The 17,690-nt window shown below is 50.8% G+C and carries 17 protein-coding genes and 1 pseudogene; 2 read left to right on the plus strand and 16 right to left on the minus strand.

Translation table 11 applies throughout. From position 1 onward, the window contains the following. Window positions 1-87 precede the first annotated feature (87 nt). The 4 genes from frr to rpsB all read right to left on the minus strand — a co-directional run bounded on the left by frr (window position 88) and on the right by rpsB (window position 3,648). A complete protein-coding gene (frr, locus tag CMUST_RS09345; protein ID WP_047262286.1) occupies window positions 88-645 on the minus strand; it encodes a ribosome recycling factor in 558 nt (185 codons plus the stop codon). A gap of 120 nt (window positions 646-765) precedes the next feature. After that, window positions 766-1,491 (minus strand): UMP kinase, encoded by a 726-nt coding sequence (gene pyrH / locus CMUST_RS09350; protein ID WP_047262287.1) that lies wholly within the window; start codon window positions 1,489-1,491, stop codon window positions 766-768. Window positions 1,492-1,762: 271 nt separating this feature from the next. Beyond that, the gene (gene tsf, locus CMUST_RS09355) at window positions 1,763-2,590 is read right to left on the minus strand and encodes a translation elongation factor Ts (protein ID WP_047262288.1); all 828 of its coding nucleotides are present in this window, start codon (window positions 2,588-2,590) and stop codon (window positions 1,763-1,765) included. A 215-nt stretch (window positions 2,591-2,805) separates the two neighbouring features. Then, window positions 2,806-3,648 carry a 30S ribosomal protein S2 gene (gene rpsB, locus CMUST_RS09360; RefSeq protein ID WP_047262289.1) on the minus strand — a complete coding sequence of 281 codons (843 nt, stop codon included), beginning with the start codon at window positions 3,646-3,648 and terminating at the stop codon, window positions 2,806-2,808. Between the two features lie 392 nt (window positions 3,649-4,040). On the opposite strand from rpsB, the gene CMUST_RS09365 reads away from it, so the two are divergent. Continuing rightward, window positions 4,041-4,628, plus strand: coding sequence for a M23 family metallopeptidase (locus CMUST_RS09365; RefSeq protein ID WP_052844620.1), 588 nt, complete (start codon window positions 4,041-4,043; stop codon window positions 4,626-4,628). Here the strand turns inward: CMUST_RS09365 and CMUST_RS09370 are convergent. From CMUST_RS09370 to CMUST_RS09410, 9 genes are all read right to left on the minus strand, one after another. Beyond that, window positions 4,603-5,541 (minus strand): tyrosine recombinase XerC, encoded by a 939-nt coding sequence (locus tag CMUST_RS09370; RefSeq protein WP_047262290.1) that lies wholly within the window; start codon window positions 5,539-5,541, stop codon window positions 4,603-4,605. The two genes, CMUST_RS09365 and CMUST_RS09370, sit on opposite strands and share 26 nt — an antisense overlap. A 218-nt stretch (window positions 5,542-5,759) precedes the next feature. Further along, window positions 5,760-6,953: a DNA-processing protein DprA gene (gene dprA, locus CMUST_RS09375; protein ID WP_047262291.1), complete on the minus strand. Its 1,194-nt coding sequence runs from the start codon at window positions 6,951-6,953 to the stop codon at window positions 5,760-5,762. Further along, window positions 6,950-8,461: a YifB family Mg chelatase-like AAA ATPase gene (locus CMUST_RS09380; protein ID WP_047263539.1), complete on the minus strand. Its 1,512-nt coding sequence runs from the start codon at window positions 8,459-8,461 to the stop codon at window positions 6,950-6,952. The genes dprA and CMUST_RS09380 overlap by 4 nt, the downstream gene beginning before the upstream one ends. Window positions 8,462-8,471: 10 nt before the next feature. After that, window positions 8,472-8,864 (minus strand): YraN family protein, encoded by a 393-nt coding sequence (locus CMUST_RS09385; protein ID WP_047262292.1) that lies wholly within the window; start codon window positions 8,862-8,864, stop codon window positions 8,472-8,474. Between the two features lie 204 nt (window positions 8,865-9,068). Further along, window positions 9,069-9,374 (minus strand): DUF2469 domain-containing protein, encoded by a 306-nt coding sequence (locus CMUST_RS09390; protein ID WP_047262293.1) that lies wholly within the window; start codon window positions 9,372-9,374, stop codon window positions 9,069-9,071. 19 nt (window positions 9,375-9,393) lie between these two features. Next, window positions 9,394-10,047, minus strand: coding sequence for a ribonuclease HII (locus tag CMUST_RS09395; RefSeq protein WP_047263540.1), 654 nt, complete (start codon window positions 10,045-10,047; stop codon window positions 9,394-9,396). 69 nt (window positions 10,048-10,116) lie between these two features. Then, complete coding sequence (lepB, locus tag CMUST_RS09400) at window positions 10,117-10,842, minus strand: signal peptidase I (RefSeq protein ID WP_047263541.1); 726 nt, start codon at window positions 10,840-10,842, stop codon at window positions 10,117-10,119. A 264-nt stretch (window positions 10,843-11,106) separates the two neighbouring features. Beyond that, a complete protein-coding gene (gene rplS, locus CMUST_RS09405; RefSeq protein ID WP_047262294.1) occupies window positions 11,107-11,448 on the minus strand; it encodes a 50S ribosomal protein L19 in 342 nt (113 codons plus the stop codon). Between the two features lie 788 nt (window positions 11,449-12,236). Then, window positions 12,237-14,444, minus strand: a complete 2,208-nt coding sequence (locus CMUST_RS09410) for an HtaA domain-containing protein (RefSeq protein WP_047262295.1) — start codon at window positions 14,442-14,444, stop codon at window positions 12,237-12,239. A gap of 297 nt (window positions 14,445-14,741) precedes the next feature. Between CMUST_RS09410 and panB the strand changes: the two are divergent. After that, window positions 14,742-15,580: pseudogene (gene panB / locus CMUST_RS09415) on the plus strand (3-methyl-2-oxobutanoate hydroxymethyltransferase). 79 nt (window positions 15,581-15,659) lie between these two features. Here the strand turns inward: panB and CMUST_RS16805 are convergent. From CMUST_RS16805 to CMUST_RS09425, 3 genes are all read right to left on the minus strand, one after another. Next, window positions 15,660-15,803 (minus strand): hypothetical protein, encoded by a 144-nt coding sequence (locus tag CMUST_RS16805; protein WP_158408216.1) that lies wholly within the window; start codon window positions 15,801-15,803, stop codon window positions 15,660-15,662. A 136-nt stretch (window positions 15,804-15,939) separates the two neighbouring features. Continuing rightward, window positions 15,940-16,425 carry an SUKH-3 domain-containing protein gene (locus tag CMUST_RS09420; RefSeq protein ID WP_047262296.1) on the minus strand — a complete coding sequence of 162 codons (486 nt, stop codon included), beginning with the start codon at window positions 16,423-16,425 and terminating at the stop codon, window positions 15,940-15,942. 19 nt (window positions 16,426-16,444) lie between these two features. Continuing rightward, a complete protein-coding gene (locus CMUST_RS09425) occupies window positions 16,445-17,503 on the minus strand; it encodes a hypothetical protein (RefSeq protein ID WP_047262297.1) in 1,059 nt (352 codons plus the stop codon). Window positions 17,504-17,690: the final 187 nt, after the last annotated feature.

The raw sequence follows: 17,690 nt of genomic DNA on the forward strand, positions 1-17,690 counted from the left end.
TCTTCCCTAGGGGGTTAATCACCTGCACACCACGATGGTGGTACGCAGGGATCAGAAGCACGAAAACGTTAGAAAAACAAAGACGGATTAGACCTCCATCAGTTCTGCTTCTTTCTTCGTAACAAGTTCGTCGATAGAAGCAACGTATTTCTGAGTTACTTTATCGAGTTCCTTTTCTGCCGCCTGGACTTCATCCTCACCAGCGTCGCCGTCTTTCTGGATTTTCTTCAACTGATCCATCCCTTTACGACGAACGTTACGGATAGCAATTTTCCCGTCTTCGCCCTTAGCCTTGGCCAACTTAGCCATTTCTTTACGCCGTTCCTCGGTAAGCTGCGGAATTGTGACGCGAAGAACCTGACCGTCGTTAGTGGGGTTAACACCTAAATCGGAGTTACGAATGGCGTTTTCAATCTCGCCCATCGTGGACATTTCATAGGGCTTAATAAGCAACATACGTGCCTCAGGTACCGAAATGGTCGCCATCTGGGTGATTGGGGTAGGAACACCGTAGTAATCAGCGATGACGCCATTGAACATGGATGGGTTAGCGCGACCAGTGCGAATATGCGTAAGTTCTTCTCGGGTGCGTTCCACTGAGGTAGTCATATGCTCTTCGCATTCCAACAGGACGTCATCAATCATGAGATTCTTCCTTTTATTTTCATGGTGTGGCTGTGCCTAAAACGCTGGTGGGATTCTTGCAAGCCAAAGTACAGATATCTACCTTAACAGGACTTTTAGCTCTAAGGCCATTAAAGCGAACTATTGCTGAACTAAGGTGCCGATTTTTTCACCCGCACACGCGCGGGCAATATTGCCCTCAACTAGTAGATTGAACACCAAAATAGGCATATTGTTGTCCATACACAACGAAAATGCGGTGGCATCGGCAACTTTGAGCTCTTGTTCGATTACTTCCCGAGGCGTGATGTCATGGAATAACTGTGCATCAGGGTTAACCCGTGGATCGTCGGAATAAACGCCATCGACTCCCTTTGCCATGAGCAAAACTTCACAGTCGATTTCCAATGCACGCTGGGCGGCAGTGGTATCAGTAGAGAAATATGGCATGCCCATACCCGCGCCAAAGATAACAACCCGACCTTTTTCCAAATGGCGCTTTGCCCTCAACGGCAAATACGGCTCGGCGACCTGCGCCATATTGATTGCGGTTTGTACCCGGCAATCAATTCCTTCTTGTTCCAAGAAGTCCTGCAGCGCCAGGCAATTCATTACCGTTCCAAGCATGCCCATGTAATCGGAACGATTGCGATCAAGACCACGTTGCTGCAATTGAGCGCCACGGAAGAAGTTACCGCCACCAATAACCACAGCAACTTGAACACCATCACGAGCTACCTGGGCGATTTGGCGGGCAACGTTGGAGACTACATCCGGGTCAATACCTACCGATCCCCCGCCGAACATTTCACCTCCAAGCTTTAACATCACTCGCTTATAGCCGGAACGCTTGGTGGAATCGGTCATGGTTTCTAAGGCGCCTTTCCCTGGTGCTTGGAACGGTTCGTGCTACGAGGATCCAAGCTAGTCATCACTTATACATCCCGCGGGCAACTAGGTTGTGCTGCGGAAAAGATCCAAAGAATCTCAAGCACTAGATTCTACCCCTTGAACGCCGCTAACACCTATTAATGGGCTGACCAATGGCAGTAAGCCTTACTCGGACATTAAAAATCCCCCTGCTGGACTAACACTCTAAGCGATAGTCGCAACAAGGGGTACTGAATGTTGCAGCAGATTACTGCTGGCCGACCTCAAAGCGAGCGAAGGAAGTGATGGTTACACCAGCTTCCTCCATGAGCTGCTTCACGGTCTTCTTGGAGTCAGCTACGGAAGCCTGCTCCAGCAAGCAAACGTCCTTGTAGAAACCACCGAGACGGCCTTCGACGATTTTCGGAATCGCAGCCTCTGGCTTGCCTTCAGAACGAGTGATTTCTTCCGCGATCTGACGCTCTTTCTCAACAACCTCAGCTGGAACATCTTCTCGGCTTAGGTAGGCAGCCTTCAGCGCAGCAACCTGCATTGCAGCTTGGTGTGCGGCGGCAGCGGCCTCGTCGCCGGAGCCGGTGTAAGCAACCAAAACGCCCACTGCAGGTGGCAAGCCAGCTGCGCGGTGGTGCAGGTACACGGAAACGTTTTCACCCTCAACGGTGGTAGCGCGACGCAGCTCCAGCTTCTCGCCGATCTTGGCAGACAGCTCCAAGATAGCTTCGCTTGCTGGCTTGCCGTCGACAACAACAGCAGCGAGCTCTTCAGGGGTGTTTGCCTTTGCACCTGCGGCAGCGTCGGCAACCTTTTGAGCAAATTCGATGAAGTCAGCGTTCTTAGCAACGAAGTCGGTTTCGGCGTTGACCTCAACCATGGTATTGCCGGACACTGCGATTAGGCCTTCGGAAGCGTTACGCTCGGCACGCTTGCCGACGTCCTTTGCGCCCTTGATGCGCAGGATCTCGACAGCCTTATCGAAATCGCCATCGGTTTCGGCAAGAGCCTTCTTGCAGTCGATCATGCCGGAACCGGTGACCTCGCGAAGCTTCTTAACATCAGCAGCGGTGAAATTCGCCATGTGGGGGCGACCCTCCTTGAGATATAGGAATATGTCAATGAAATTAAAAGTAGTACAGCGACACCAGTGGTGACCAGAGCAAAATCCAACTGGCAAAACTAAGGTGCTCGTTGCACAAGCACCCCCAGCCGAAACCATTCAATAGTGCAGCGGTACGGTGGGGGCGAAAGCTTTACGCTGTGCCGAGCTTAAAAAAGATAACCCGGCGGCGATTTTTACTCAGCAGCTGGTGCTTCTTCTGCAACCTCTGCTGGAGCCTCAACCTTAGCCGCAACCTCTGCTGGGGCTTCGACCTTGGCGGCAACCTCTGCGGTTTCCTCACGGTTTGCGTCACCGGCAGCTTCCTTAGCTGCGGCCAGTGCGCGCTCTTCGCGGGCCTTCTTACCTTCGATGACTGCGGAAGAAATTACCCGAGTCAGTACCGCGATGGAACGGATTGCATCGTCGTTGCCTGGTACCGGGAAGTTCACGGTGTCTGGATCGCAGTTGGTATCGAGGATAGCAACCACTGGGATCTTCAACTTGTGAGCTTCGTTCACTGCGATGTGCTCTTTATTGGTGTCAACCACCCACAATGCGGAAGGAACCTTGTTCATGTCAGCGATACCGCCGAGAACCCGCTCCAACTTGGTGCGTTCGCGGGTGAGCATGAGGATTTCCTTCTTGGTGCGGCCGTCGTAGCCGTTTTCAGCAGCATCCATTGCCTGCAGTTCCTTCATGCGGTGCAGACGCTTGGAAACAGTCTGGAAGTTGGTGAGCATACCGCCCAACCAACGGTGGTTCACGTAAGGCATGCCAACGCGCTCAGCTTCAACCTTGATTGGTTCCTGAGCCTGCTTCTTGGTGCCAACGTAGAGGATGGTGCCACCGTGTGCAACGGTTTCCTTCACAAACTCGTATGCCTCATCGATGAAGGTCAGGGTCTGCTGAAGGTCGATGATGTAGATGCCGTTACGCTCGGTGAAGATGAAACGACGCATCTTCGGATTCCACCGGCGGGTCTGGTGGCCGAAGTGCACACCAGAATCAAGAAGCTCACGCATGGTTACTACAGCCATGTTTTGCTCCCTTTCTAAAATCTAATAGTTTCGGTTTTCTTACATGGCAGGTTTTCCCTGCCGCCTAGCAACCAATCCAACCCATTCACCATATCCACTTTCAAGCAAGAGGAATGGACCTTGAACAAGCTGGTTCTGCATCTAAAGTGGGAAATCACATGTGCAGATCATGATTGCGCGTAGTCAATGCAGAACTGGAAAAATCCCAATTGCTACACTGCCGACGTAACATCTTAGTCGTTTCCGCTGGATACCACCAAATTGGGCACTATCAATTGATACTTATCCACAAGCCCTTTCACTTCAATCACTTCCGCCACATGGCTAACGTTTTCCACAGGCGATTTCGCCGGTTTCCCCACATATCGCCATGTGCGGCTAGATCTAAAACTATGGCTACTCATGTTTCTACTGGCGCCGCTTTTCGACGTCTCATACAGCTACTATTTCCATTTCTGGTCATCGGTTCCGCATGGCACTTCGTCGAGTTACCACCTGCACATGCCCAATCACAAAACCTACGAACGCAACATTTTCACACACAACCTACTACCGATCGGTTTTTCTTAAACCCCGTCACTGGAACTGACCAATCGCCACGTGTATTACGCGGTTTCGATAAACCTGAACATAACTGGCTGCCGGGACACCGCGGCGTTGACCTTGAAGCGAGGGTGGGTCAACCCATTTATGCCGCAGGTGCTGGAACCGTATTATATGCGGGGGTAATTGCCGGAAGACCTACAGTAAGTATTGAACATGACGGTGGGTTACGCACTACCTACCAACCAGTTTTCCCACTGGTTGCGGTTGGCGATAAGCTACAGCGCGGCCAACACATCGGCAACCTTGCCCCGAATACAGGAAGTGAACCTGGATTACATTGGGGTGCGAAATATGGACAACACGACTACATCAATCCCCTATCACTTCTATCTGCACCGATTATCCGGCTCAAGCCCGTGGATGTGCCTTTTTAAAAGCTTGACTAAGCCGCTCGGTGCTGACATGGGTGTAAATCTGGGTTGTTTGCAAAGACGAATGCCCTAGAAGTTCCTGCACCACCCTAAGATCCGCTCCCCCATCAAGCATGTGCGTTGCTGCGGTGTGCCGCAGCGCGTGTGGGCCAAGTGCATCAATGCCAGAATTTCGCGCCGCCGCAGCGACTATATCGCGGACTACTCGCGGATTGATCCGGCCACCACGCGAGCCCACAAACAGTGCCTCACTGTTAGGGTTATCCGCATTCAACAAAACCGAACGTCCCAGACTCAACCAATTGTCGATTGCAGATTGCGCAGCTGTACCAAACGGAACTACGCGCTGCTTATTCCCTTTACCGGTTACTGTTACTACTCGACGCGACAAGTCGAGATCATTGAGATTGATGCCACACAGTTCCGATACTCGAATTCCGGTAGCATACAACAATTCCAGCATCGCAACATCACGCAGGTACTCGGGTTCCTTCTTAGCAATTGGGGCTGCCATTAACTCATCCGCCGCAGTCTTTGAAACGACAACTGGCAGTTTCCGGCCAATTTTAGGACTAGCAAGGCGAGCGGCCACATCCTCATCCATATAACCATTGCGAACGCTCCATTTACTAAAGGCGCGTGCGGCGGCAGTACGGCGCGCGAGGGTGCTGCGCGATTTCCCCTCCGCAACCGCCCCGGCAAGCCAAGTACGTAAATTGGCTAAGGTGAACCCTTCAAAACTGTCTGCAATGTTTGTAAAATCCATCAGGTCACTTCGATAGCCCCGCACTGTAGCGGGAGACCGCCCCACGACCAATGCAAGATATTCAACAAAGTCGTCAACGGCCTCAGATAATTGCGAAGAGGGTGACGCGGAACCATAATTCTGCGTCACCCTCTGTTCTGACTCACCCATAGTGCATAACCTTAATGCCTTTATAGATCGTCCCGAAAGACCACCACGGCTAGTCTTCCAAGGGAACCAGCCCAGAACCCTATCCGAAAGACTTAATTAGGCTTGCCTACCCAATATTAACGAGCGTACATCCAATGCGCAAGGAGACTTATATCACATTTTGATTCTGGGTAGATCATCCTACTATCGCTAACACGATCGAAAACCTGTCTCGCAAACTAGCCACTAGTACCAGAGTTTTCGTCAGATACGCGGCGACACCAACCATTTCCCACTCGCTCAATCAATCCTTGACGGGATAAATCCATGAGCAAAAATACAGTCAATTTCACCGGCAATCCGGCACCTTGTGCGATCTGCATTGAATCAACGGGGTTTGGGCCAGTTACGTCAAAAACCCGCATTTCATTGCGCGATAGCTTCTGAATTGGCGAGGCCGCGAAATCTATTTCATATTGGCCGCCGACATCCACCTCGCCAATCTTCGACACTAATTCCCGTACCTCTTCTGCAGAACAGACCATCTCTGCATCACCTCTGCGGATACGTTCATGGCATCCAAGCGAACCGGAGGTCGTGATCGGCCCGGGAACCGCCATAGCGACCCGTCCAAACGCCGCTGCCCAGCTTAGAGTATTCAACGCACCAGATCGCCATGCTGCCTCAGTCACAACCGTTCCTTGACTCAGCGCAGCTACTAGCCGATTCCGGGTTAAAAAGCGGTGTCGTTGCGGGCTCAACTCTGGCGGATATTCCGAAACAATGGCGCAATTGTCACGTGTTGCCGCCGCATCGAACAATGCTGAATTTTTCGCTGGATATTTTTTGTCCAGCCCACAAGCCTGGACAATAATGGTGCTGCCACCTCGAGTTAATGCCTCCGAATGAGCGACAGTATCAACCCCAAGAGCACCTCCAGAAATCAACGTGTATTGATGATCTAACAGCCCAGCTGAAATCATTCGAGTCGCCTGAACCCCGTAATTACTCGCAGCTCGAGTTCCGACAATCGCCACAGAATGACTACTCAATTGCCGTAAATTCCCACCTCGAACCCATAAAACATGGGGTGGCACCGCGTCCGATTGGTAGCTTCGCGTATGCTCGCTCCAGCCGCTTGAAGCAAAGCCAAAGGCTGAATCAAAGACCTCGGCGGGCCACTCATCATCATCGGGACAGATCATTCGACCCCCATTACGCTGCACTATCGCCAGATCGTCATCTGCCCGATCCCAGGTATATCTGGTTTCAGTTTCTGCTAAAAGCCCACCAATCCACCCCTCACGACACCGCACTGCTTGCGCTATTGCTTCGGGCTCACGCCCGGCGTCGAAAAGCTGTTGCAGATTTCGACTCGGACCCTCAATAACCCGCGAAAGATACGCCCATGCCCGCCTACGTTGCTGTGTCATAGCGCCACGTCCTCTCGGAGTTCAAGCGCCCGAGCAACATGATCCAGCGTAGGTGACACCACGCGATCAAGATCAGCCAAAGTCCACGCCAATTTAAGCGCCCGGTCAACACCTCGCTGGGTTATATCTCCGTGTGCAAGATAGCTTTCCATAATCGCCATGCCTGCATCATCAGCCGGGAAATGTCTCCGCAACATAGCTGATTCCACGGCGGCATTCGTGATCGCACCAAGGCCTGCAGAATCCCACCGATGCCGCGCGCGGTTTCGAGCTTCGGCCACTCGCATAGCAATAACCGCCGAAGAATCCGTATCAGCATCACCCTGAAGTGGCCCCTTCGAATAAGTTCGCACAAAAATATCAATGCGATCCCGCAACGGTCCAGACAGATTGTCTAGGTATCTTGCACGTACCGCACCAGAACACGTACATTCCGTCGGAGTTTCAGCCCCACACCGACACGGATTGGCGGCCAGCACCAATTGAAACCGAGCTGGGAATACAAAGGTCTGATGCGATCGTTGCAATCGCACAACACCGTCCTCCATTGGCATCCGTAATTGGTCAAGGACTCTGGCTGGAATTTCGGAAACCTCGTCAAGAAACAGCACGCCATTATGCGCCAGGCTCACAGCACCAGGCAAGGGGTTTCCGGCACCACCGCCTAACAATCCTGCGGTAGTTACCGAATGATGTGGGGCGATAAAAGGTGCAGTGGTAACAACGCTATTGTCTATTCGGCCTGCGATGGAGTGTACCACCGTGGATTCGATAGTTTCCCTAGTGGTTAACTGTGGCAACAAAGTGGGAATACGTTCAGCTATCATGGATTTCCCCGAACCACCAGGACCAATAAAAAACACATTGTGACCACCGGCAGCAGCAACCTCTGCAGCAAACTTCGCCTCTGGTTGCCCTGCTATTTGGTTCATGTCTTTCATTGATGACACAACGTGCGATACGGATTGCTGTTGGTGTTGCGCACACCATTGCTGCGGGGTTGCCAGTGCAGAATCGTTACTGAGCCATTCCATAATCTCTGTTAGTGATTGTGCAACCAGCACCTTGACCCCCGTGGCAATAACAGCTTCAGGACTATTTACAGCTGGAACTATTACTGTTTCTATCTGGCTGCGCTCAGCCGCCAACAAGGCTGGCAGGACTCCTGGGACTGCCCGCAAGGTACCGTCTAAGGCTACTTCGCCAAGAATCATGGTGTTAGCAAGCATATGGAAATTCCAACTGCACGACCGGGTGGTGCTCAAAATCGCTACAGCTATAGCAGCATCAAAATGTGAGCCGGTTTTTGCCAGATTTCCGGGCAAAAGACTCACGATTACCTTGGTTTTGGGCCAAGGTAATCCGGAATTTATTGCTGCGGTTTTTATCCGATCACGTGCTTCGATTACTCCGGTGGCGGCTTTGCCCACGATATGAGTGCCTGGCAACCCGGCCCCGACGTTTGCCTCCACCTCCACTATTTCCGCAGTAACTCCTGTGAGAGTCATCGATAGTGTTTTAGCAAGCACCGCTATCGACCCCCTGATACCAGTCGATTTCGTGAGTACCAGTCTGGTTCAATGTAATGGCTACCACGTCAAAGCGAACATCCTTCCATGGCTTATCCCGCAACCACAACGCTGCGGCACGCCGCATTTTCCGAAGTTTGTTTGGGCTAACTGCCTCAACATTTCCGTAGTTTTTACCCGTCCGGGTTTTTACTTCGACAAATACGATTGCCCCGTGTGGGCTTCGGGCAATCAGGTCAAGCTCACCAGCAACGTATCTCACATTGCGGGCAACGATTATGTACTGGCGGCTTATCAGAAACTGGGCTGCGATATTTTCACCAGCGTCTCCAATCTCACGATTATGGTTATTGCGTACTACGCCAACGGGCAAATGCACCATGGTGTTATTCCTTCTTCTTTTTGCTTGTGAAACGACACCTTTTTGGCGTCGAAAAGCGGATGTTGGTGATTTCCACAGTGCGATAACTGGAGGGTTTTCTCCAGCAATTTCAGTAAACAAAACACCAGGTGTGGAAAACGCATCGGGTAATGTTTTCCACACCTGGTGTTTTGATACTAGCTTTGGTTTAGTGGGCCATATATTCTACTCCGGAATAACCAAATCTGGCTTGTCCAATTCTTCGATATTCACATCCTTGTAGGTTATGACGCGAACATAACGCACGAAGCGCACAGATCGGTACATGTCCCACACCCACGCATCCGACATTCGGACTTCGTAATAAACATCATTTCCTTGAGTGTGCGGAATTAGCTCAACGGCGTTTGCAAGGTAAAAGCGCCGCTCCGTCTCAACAACATAAGAAAATTGGCTCACCACGTCGCGGTACTCGCGATATAAACTCAGCTCAACTTCAGCTTCGTAATTTTCGAGTTCCTCTGCACTCATTGAAGGCACCCTCCATGGTTTATGGTTGCGTCAATTCTTGCTCAAGCCACTGATTGTGCGCCGTGGCTACATTTGCATAACTATAACGATGAACCGGGCTCGCACCATAACGGCGCACCGCATCCATGTGTATTTTTGTGCCATATCCTTTGTGTTTAGCAAAACCATATCCTGGATATTGGGTATCTAAGTCCTGCATGAGATCATCACGGGAACATTTTGCCAGCACAGATGCAGCTGCGATACACCGGGCTGCGGCATCTCCACCAATCATGGGTAAATACGGAACGGACAACCCATCTACTGGCAACGCATCGGTGAGAACGTAACCTGGTTGAATTTCCAGCCGCGCTACTACCCGACGCATCCCGGAAACATTGGCATGTTGAATACCAAATGCGTCTATATCCGCGGCGGAGATATGAAGGATTGACCATGATAAGGCGTATTTCTGGATCAGTGGAAATAATGTTGAACGTTGCCTGGCGGTTAGTTTCTTGGAATCGGTCAACCCAGCCAGCTCGTCAACTGGATGCGGTGGCAGAATACACGCAGCTATGGTGATAGGACCAGCACAGGACCCCCGCCCTGCTTCGTCGACACCAGCGACGGGACCTAACCCTGCTTTCTCCAGCGCCACCTCGTATGTGCGCTGGTGTTTAAGCCTGCGCACAATCCCGCCTGCCACCTTTGCTGTTTCTTTTTTTGCTTTACGACGCCACCAGCAGCCGGTAGCACCACTCTACTGTTGAATCTCCGGGTCTGCGACGGTTCCAATGCGACTAAATGGGAAGAAAATAGCCTGAACTTTGCCTTTCACATTATCAACTGGAATGGTGCCCTGAACATCGTCACCGAGATGATAACGTGAATCAGCAGAATTAGTACGGTTATCGCCCATCATGAACAAGTTACCTTCAGGAACCGTCACTGGGCCGAAATATGGCCCGCCACAAGCTTCCGAACCAGTAGCGGTGTCAATTGTGTATTGCGGTGGCTGTAAAGTAAAGGAATCGTCAACTTTCTTACCATTGACCATGATCCCCGGATCATTTTGCAAACACTGAACAGTCTGCCCGCCAGTTGCAATTACACGTTTAACCAGAATGTTTTCATCTGGTGCTACGAAGCCTACATACGAACCTAAGTTTTGCAATCCCCGTAGCACAGGGTTTTCCGAACGCTGGGAGGTAAAACCAGTATTCCAAGAATCGGTCCCGGAGAAAACCACTACGTCGCCTGGTTTGGGGTCACTAAATGCGTAAGTAATTTTCTCTACAACGATGCGATCCCCCACGCAACCTGCGCAACCGTGCAGTGTTGGTTCCATGGATTGGCTCGGAATCATATAAACCCGGGCAATGAGAGCTTGGAAAATAGCAACAACAATAATTGTCACAACCACTACCGCTGGAATCTCGATATACCAGGGCATCGGCTTTTTCTCGTCATCGCCGTCAGTGGAAATCTCTTTTACTTCAGATTCCGTGTCACGTAGATCGTTGTTACGTTCGTAATTCTCCTGCTGATTCACAACCAACGAGCTTAGCAGCTGCGATCAAGAAAACCACCAGCCAAGGCATCGCACGTTTTATAAAAAGATGATGGCGAAGATAGAAAATCACGTTAAAACACCAGCATCCAAAAACGCAACTGGCCGTCAGGCTGATATCAGCACTGACGACCAGTAACAAAGGGCGATGACCCCTTTACAAAGTCAAAGCGGTAGTTATTAGCGCTTTTCCTTGATCTTGGCAGCCTTACCGCGCAGGTTACGCAAGTAGTACAGCTTCGCACGACGAACTTTACCGCGGCTTACAACCTCGATCTTTTCGATATTTGGGCTGTGAACTGGGAAAGTACGCTCAACGCCGATACCGAAAGACATCTTGCGAACGGTAAAAGTTTCCCGAACGCCGGAACCCTGGCGACGGATGACAACACCCTTAAACACCTGGACACGAGACTTAGCACCTTCGATAACCTTTACGTGCACGTCAAGGGTGTCACCTGGCTGAAAATCGGGAATGTCGTCGCGCATGGATGCTGCATCGACTTTATCAAGAATGTTCATTGAACAAATTCCTTTTCTGATGTAAGGAAAGAGGACCCTAGCGGCACTTCCCATTCATGGACGCTCGGCTGGTTCATATCCACTGCAAAATTCATGAAGGCTGGCAAAACCAGACAACCGCGAAATTATCCCACAAATACCAGTCCAGTTTCAACTCTCGACAGATTTCTTTCTGCAACAACTACCAACAGCCACACGATTAAAAGACTAAGATCCGAGACACTCCTTAGACTTCTCTATCTTTTCTGGGTTCAAGCCTCCGACCGGCGATACCGAGTCTAAGTTATGCGCTTGTCAGCGATACGCTAAACATCGAGCGCATTACCTTTATCTTTTTATTCATATGGCCGAGCTTTTCTCGCTAATTTTCCAGAGCCAAGCTCAATTTCCCATGCTAAGTTGCGGCCAGCACACAGCTTTATTTCCCTACTCGACTTTTTCGCCTCAAGGCTACGAAACTGATGCCTAAACCATAAAAAGGTCGAGTTGCACTTAGCCGCTGGCATAACCTGCCTGCTTTCCTGCAAGTTTTTCTACCCGAAGGCCCATTCTCAAGCAGGGCCAACACGTCAGCTTCTGGCCCAACTCGACTTTTTCCTTGCCTAAGCCACGAAACCAAACCTTCTTCACGAAAAGGTCGAGTTGCCCCTGAATTGCTAGCCAACCTGGACTGCGGCTTAGGTACCTAAAAGCAGAGATGCCTGTTTCGGGCAGGCATGGCCACCCGAAACAGGCATGTGCAGCTACAGCAGGATTAGATTTCCTAAACAGAAAATACCTAGTCCAAACTAACGCCGAATGAGGTTGCTTATCTGTTGCGGCGTGATTCCAAAGTGTTGCAGCGCACCTAAGATGATGGCACCTATCCCACCGAGAACCGCAAGAACAATCCCAATGATTTCTCCAGTACCCAGCTTCCACGAGCTAGCACCAGGATCAGCCGCTGGCGGATTTTGGGTTGGTGGATTGCTTGTAGGTGGGGTTTGGTTTGGCGGTTTTGGTTGTTCGGTAACGGTGAGAATAACGCTTTGGGAATGAATCTTCTTTACTGCGTTGCGAACGACAGCGCGATATTGTGCACCATTAATGGCGGTACCTTGACCCGCGGTTACTGCTAGTTCATTCTTTGTTGCTCCCTCAATATCGACCCATTTTCCATCGTCGAAGCGCTGCCATTGAATAAGCGGCGCAGGGTTACCACTTACCGTGATTGTGAATAAGACGGCTTTTCCGTTTTCTACTGTCTTATTTTCAGGTTGCTGAGTGATTGTTGGAGCTGATTTAGGCGCAGGTGCCTCGTTGGTGTTTTGAGGAACTGGCTGCCCTTCAGGGAGATCCTTGAGCCGACTGCCAAATACTGCAAGGGCGTCGCGTGATTCAAATTTATTGTGGGAGATGCGAAGCTCCCTCAAATTGTCGAAAGACGCGAGTGGCACAAGTGTTTCTGGGTTGGTGATGAAATTGTGTGAGACATTAATTTTTTCCAGACCCCGAATTTTGCCAAGAGGTGAAACATCTTTGATCGCATTATGACTGAGATCGACGTCTTTGAGATACAGATATTCTTTAAGTCCCTCAATGCTCTCAATTTCATTGTTACTTACATAGAGGAAGCGGAGGTTCTCCTTATCTAGTGGCAGGCCATTGAGATGGAACAGCTTGTTGTTATTGAGCTCAAGTGTTTCCAATGCAGGCAGGTACAACAAGTGATCGATGTCGATGAGCTGATTGTCGTTTGCCTTGAAATTGATCAGTTTAGGCTGATGCCCTATGTCATTGATCGATGTGAGCTTGTTGTTAGACACATCCAGATCAATGAGGTTCCCCAATTCCCGAAGCGGGCTTAAATCTGCAATTCGCTGATTAGCCAGGTTAACTCGGGATAGTTTGTGGGCGTGTTGGAGCCCTTCCAAAGACTGTACTTTCTGATCTTCGGGGGTACGTACTCCATTGCAGGGAAGCGTAAAGAGCCGTTGCAGAGTTTTGGTGGTTATCGGATCGTTGGGGCCAAGATCCAATTCATACCGAACGCACTTGTCCAATGCCGGATCAAGGGTTACTGGTTTGTCCTCAAGAGTGGAATCATCAGGGACGATATTGCGAGGACGAAGGTAGTCGTATTTTTCGGGGAACAGCTTCCATAAGATGGGTTCAGGTCGTTCACCGGCACTATCGGCGATTTTCAAGGTTGCGACGAACGGTTCCCGGAACTCATCTTGATAGAATCCCACAAGATCGTTGGCAAAGGAGCTAATCTTTGGCCGGAAAGACGTTATCAGCAGGTAGCCTTCTTTGACCTCGGCTTTTAGGTCGGTCAGCTCCAGCATTACTTGCTGTTTTTCATCGACAGCCACCCCGGGATTTGCCAGCGTTCCGGAGGATTTTCCGTCGACAAGCAATTGCTTCTTGGCAAAATCAATCGTTGGATTAGCCAGCGTCACGTCGAGAATTCCCCCGTGATGGGTCCAGTGAACTGAACCCTCAAACTGCAGCTTTTGAAGATTTGTTAGATCTACCTGCTGGTTCGGTTTTTGCGGCCACAACAAAAATTCATTGAAAGGGTCAAGCTCGACTTTGTCCCGCGTTTCTTGGTGCCGACCAACATACTGTCGGAACGAACGGACCCAATCCCAGTTCGCCTTACCTTCCGAGAGTGTCACAACTGGATTGACCAAAGTATCTGAGCCAGCAGCTACTAAACCGGTTGCTGCATTTGGCGCAGCGGCTGGTTGTGTATCAGCGTGACGAATCGGATCTACTTGTGACTCAGGTGTTAAAGCGATTGGCTCTACACCATCAGTTTCGGGATCAGGCTGGGTCTCCTGCACAGATGTTTCGATCGGTTCCTGTGGATCGGTGGCGACAACCTCAATCTCGGTGTTATTTTCCGCTAAGGCATCTAGCTCTTGGGCTACCGAAACTGTTGGGTTGAGAAAAGTTGACATTACGGCGACGCTGGCACATATGGCAGCTTTTCGACGAAAAATGAGTTTCATGAAATCTTCTTCCTTAAAACTTCAATGAACCTGCTGACATGCGTTCTGGCCTGGAATGAATCTGTTATCTAGATCGAGAGACACCAGAACGAGTAAAAATTATCATAAACTTAGACTTGCCTAAATTTGGCATTACTAACTCCTACCCCCGCGTAAGAAAGTTATCAATTATGCGGCAGTTGAAAAAGTGCGCTGGAGTATTCGATAGAACCCTCAAGCTACGAAAAAAACCCGCTGATTCGCGCTACAATTTTCCCCACGTGTTTAAAGCCTTTATCTCTTGGAAAGAAATATTTCATGTCAGACTCCTCCACCCCCACCACGGGATACTTGGTTCCTACAAAAAAGTCCGGGTAACCGATCTACAAGCCCTAAAAGGCCAACGCCCATGGGCGATGCTCACCGCCTATGATTACGCTACAGCCAGCGCGTTTGCCGCAGCTGGTATCGAGTGTTTATTGGTGGGCGATTCCGCCGCCAATGTGGTTTATGGTTATGATTCGACGACGCGGATCAGCTTCGATGAACTTGCGGTGCTCGCTGCCGCCGTGGTGCGGGGTGCTGGAAATGCTCTGGTTGTTGTCGATTTGCCGTTTGGCACCTATGAGGCCAGCGATGAGCAGGCAGTGCGCTCCGCGACGGAGATGCTGCACCGCACCGGTGGGCACGTGATCAAGATCGAAGGCGGCGTGCGGATGGCCTCACGCATTAAGGCGCTCAAAGAAGCAGGTCTCGCGGTGTGTGCGCACGTGGGATTCACACCACAATCGGTAAGCGGTTTGGGAGGTTTCAAAGTACAAGGCCGAGGTGCGGCCGCCGATGCGGTTCGTACTGATGTTGCGGCTGTTGTAGCAGCGGGTGCCGACATGGTGGTCTTTGAGATGGTTCCGGCCGAGCTTGCTGCGGAGATCACCGCAACCTGTCCGATTCCGACGATTGGCATTGGTGCTGGTGCGGAAACCGATGCCCAGGTTTTGGTGTGGCACGACATGGCGGGAATGTTTCCCGGCGCGCGCATTCCAAAGTTCGTTGAGGTGTTCGCCGAGGTTGGTCAGCAATTACGTGATGCGGCGGCAAACTATAAGGAAGCTGTAGCCAATAAGACTTTTCCTACCGCTGACCATGCCTTTAGTTAGGTTACGGCTGCCCATTTAGTCGTCGAAAAGCACCCACTGATTGCTTTTCGACGATCCCCGGCCCCGCACTATCTAACAGCTATTGGTGCCGCCTCGGTAGGAAAAGCAGAACCACCACCAAAACCCCCAGGCAGGCGGCAATCCAAATCGGCAACCCCAGCTGTTGGGATATAAGCATCATCACGATCAGGATGGTGCCAAGGATTTTTCTTGAAGTGCTCATCTGCGTCTCATTTCTTCCCATGTCAGCGCCTCAAGCGGCAAACCACGACAATCCCGCAATTTCTACCCATCATAGCAATTCAACTACCGCCAGTCCCTGCGTTTAAAAGCAAGCACTTTCGGTTTAAGCTGGGGTCTTACTTCTCTTCCCAGAACTCGCCATCTTCGTAAACAATGTAGCGCGCACCAAAACCATAAATAAGGTTATATAGTCCCTCGTAAAACTGGCCACCCACAAAATACACATCACCATTGTCTGGGATAATGAAAATTCGGCCCGAATGATCAATCAGAAGCTGGCGCTGATCCTGGTTGCCGAACATGCGAAGCGGCTGGTCCAACGGATTTTCCCACTCAGGGTCATGCCACAACTGGCTGCTTGGCTCCCCGAACTCAAAAACACTGGTGAAATACGATGGGGCGTCACTCAGGCCAGAAAGAGGACTTATCGTCTCGCGCACAACATGTAACCCCCAAATTTCCCGCAAGAAATCTGTCACCTCATCAGGAAATGTTTCAAGGTCGTTGCTTAAATCTTCCTTCGCCACCTTTCGTTCCGGGTACCACCCCGATCGAAGGAGCAACTGATAAAAGTCCGAACTAATCCGATTCGGTTTTTCCATCACACGCGCACCTCTTTACTCACAACCCGACAAGCTCATGGTGGCCGCGTACCACATTGAACAATCCTTCATAGAAAGTTCCCGGAATGCGGTGTTCGGCGCCATCAAGCGTCCTGAGGAACAAAGCGCCGTGCTCGTCGATAAGCATGGTGTGTAAATCTGCAACCCCCAGCACAAACTTATCCCCAGAATCCTCCGCCGTCGTATCTATGACACCAAACTCGAACCGGCGATACACCATCACCTCACGCCGTAAAGACCCGTACCCGAGTATTTCATTCACAATGGTCAAACCCCACAAATTTTGCACGAACCAGCGAACAGATTCTGCTAAGGAATCACACCTAGGCGAGCTGATGCGACGATGGGATCTCCACCCAGATTGTCTCAGCAATCGGTGAAAATGGGGATCAATATTGTCAGGCAAAAGCTCGAACCGCAACGTATGTGGATTGAGATGAATGAGCTGATCGCCAAGCATCTCCACCACGCCACAATCAAGGTGGTAGCCAGTCACCTCACCCGCGCTATCAAAGCTCGCCCACAGAGAATGCTTCGAATTGGTGGAATCTAAACAACTAAACGCAATCGACGTGTCTACCACCCCACACCCGTCAAGGGATTCCGTCAGCATATCCCCACGCCACCTAGCATCAACAAACCCTAAAACACCCGTCTTTGGGTAAACCGCAGCGTCGCGAAAACCGACACGCTGCGGGTCAAAATGTTCAACAACACCGAAACGGACAATGGGTGCGGAGGAAAAAACGACGCTTAAGTAGGCAATCTGCGACGAACGAGGATTTTCTAGATCGCGGGCGACGGTGACCACCACACGGTGGGAGCCGTTCGGCGCGGGCAACCTCACTCCGCTGCCCTGACTCTCTTCCTCACTGCCCAGATCGCAGGCAAAAACTGCACCACTGGACACCTCAAGCGAGCCGATTTCACGGGGCTTTAGCGCATACCCTGTTAGCTGTTCTTCGCTTCGCTTTACACACCACTGCGGTGGCACCACGCGATTGCTTAATGGATAGAAATCGAAAAGATAGTTGAGGTTCATGGGTGTGGCCACCATGGTGCCATTCTTTCGTCCTTATGTACAAACGCTCCCACCATTGGGGAGTGTTGAAGGCTCCAACACATTTTGGTTTCGGAATTTTTCCTATCGTCCATGATAGAAAAACAACTGGTCTATGGGAGCAAAAATAGGAAAAATGTGAAAAAGAAAAACGAACAGCACCAGTAACCCTTCACTTTCGGCG

The organism is Corynebacterium mustelae, assembly GCF_001020985.1.
GTDB lineage: Bacteria > Actinomycetota > Actinomycetes > Mycobacteriales > Mycobacteriaceae > Corynebacterium > Corynebacterium mustelae.

Coding starts and splice junctions, on each gene's coding strand:
- CMUST_RS09420 (WP_047262296.1), bottom strand. CDS start 16,425: ATGGAAAAACCGAATCGGATTAGTTCGGACTTTTATCAGTTGCTCCTT.
- CMUST_RS09370 (WP_047262290.1), bottom strand. CDS start 5,541: ATGGGTGAGTCAGAACAGAGGGTGACGCAGAATTATGGTTCCGCGTCA.
- CMUST_RS09410 (WP_047262295.1), bottom strand. CDS start 14,444: ATGAAACTCATTTTTCGTCGAAAAGCTGCCATATGTGCCAGCGTCGCC.
- dprA (WP_047262291.1), bottom strand. CDS start 6,953: ATGACACAGCAACGTAGGCGGGCATGGGCGTATCTTTCGCGGGTTATT.
- CMUST_RS09380 (WP_047263539.1), bottom strand. CDS start 8,461: ATGACTCTCACAGGAGTTACTGCGGAAATAGTGGAGGTGGAGGCAAAC.
- rplS (WP_047262294.1), bottom strand. CDS start 11,448: ATGAACATTCTTGATAAAGTCGATGCAGCATCCATGCGCGACGACATT.
- CMUST_RS09385 (WP_047262292.1), bottom strand. CDS start 8,864: ATGGTGCATTTGCCCGTTGGCGTAGTACGCAATAACCATAATCGTGAG.
- CMUST_RS09365 (WP_052844620.1), top strand. CDS start 4,041: ATGGCTACTCATGTTTCTACTGGCGCCGCTTTTCGACGTCTCATACAG.
- CMUST_RS09425 (WP_047262297.1), bottom strand. CDS start 17,503: ATGGTGGCCACACCCATGAACCTCAACTATCTTTTCGATTTCTATCCA.
- frr (WP_047262286.1), bottom strand. CDS start 645: ATGATTGATGACGTCCTGTTGGAATGCGAAGAGCATATGACTACCTCA.
- pyrH (WP_047262287.1), bottom strand. CDS start 1,491: ATGACCGATTCCACCAAGCGTTCCGGCTATAAGCGAGTGATGTTAAAG.
- CMUST_RS09390 (WP_047262293.1), bottom strand. CDS start 9,374: ATGAGTGCAGAGGAACTCGAAAATTACGAAGCTGAAGTTGAGCTGAGT.
- CMUST_RS16805 (WP_158408216.1), bottom strand. CDS start 15,803: ATGAGCACTTCAAGAAAAATCCTTGGCACCATCCTGATCGTGATGATG.
- rpsB (WP_047262289.1), bottom strand. CDS start 3,648: ATGGCTGTAGTAACCATGCGTGAGCTTCTTGATTCTGGTGTGCACTTC.
- tsf (WP_047262288.1), bottom strand. CDS start 2,590: ATGGCGAATTTCACCGCTGCTGATGTTAAGAAGCTTCGCGAGGTCACC.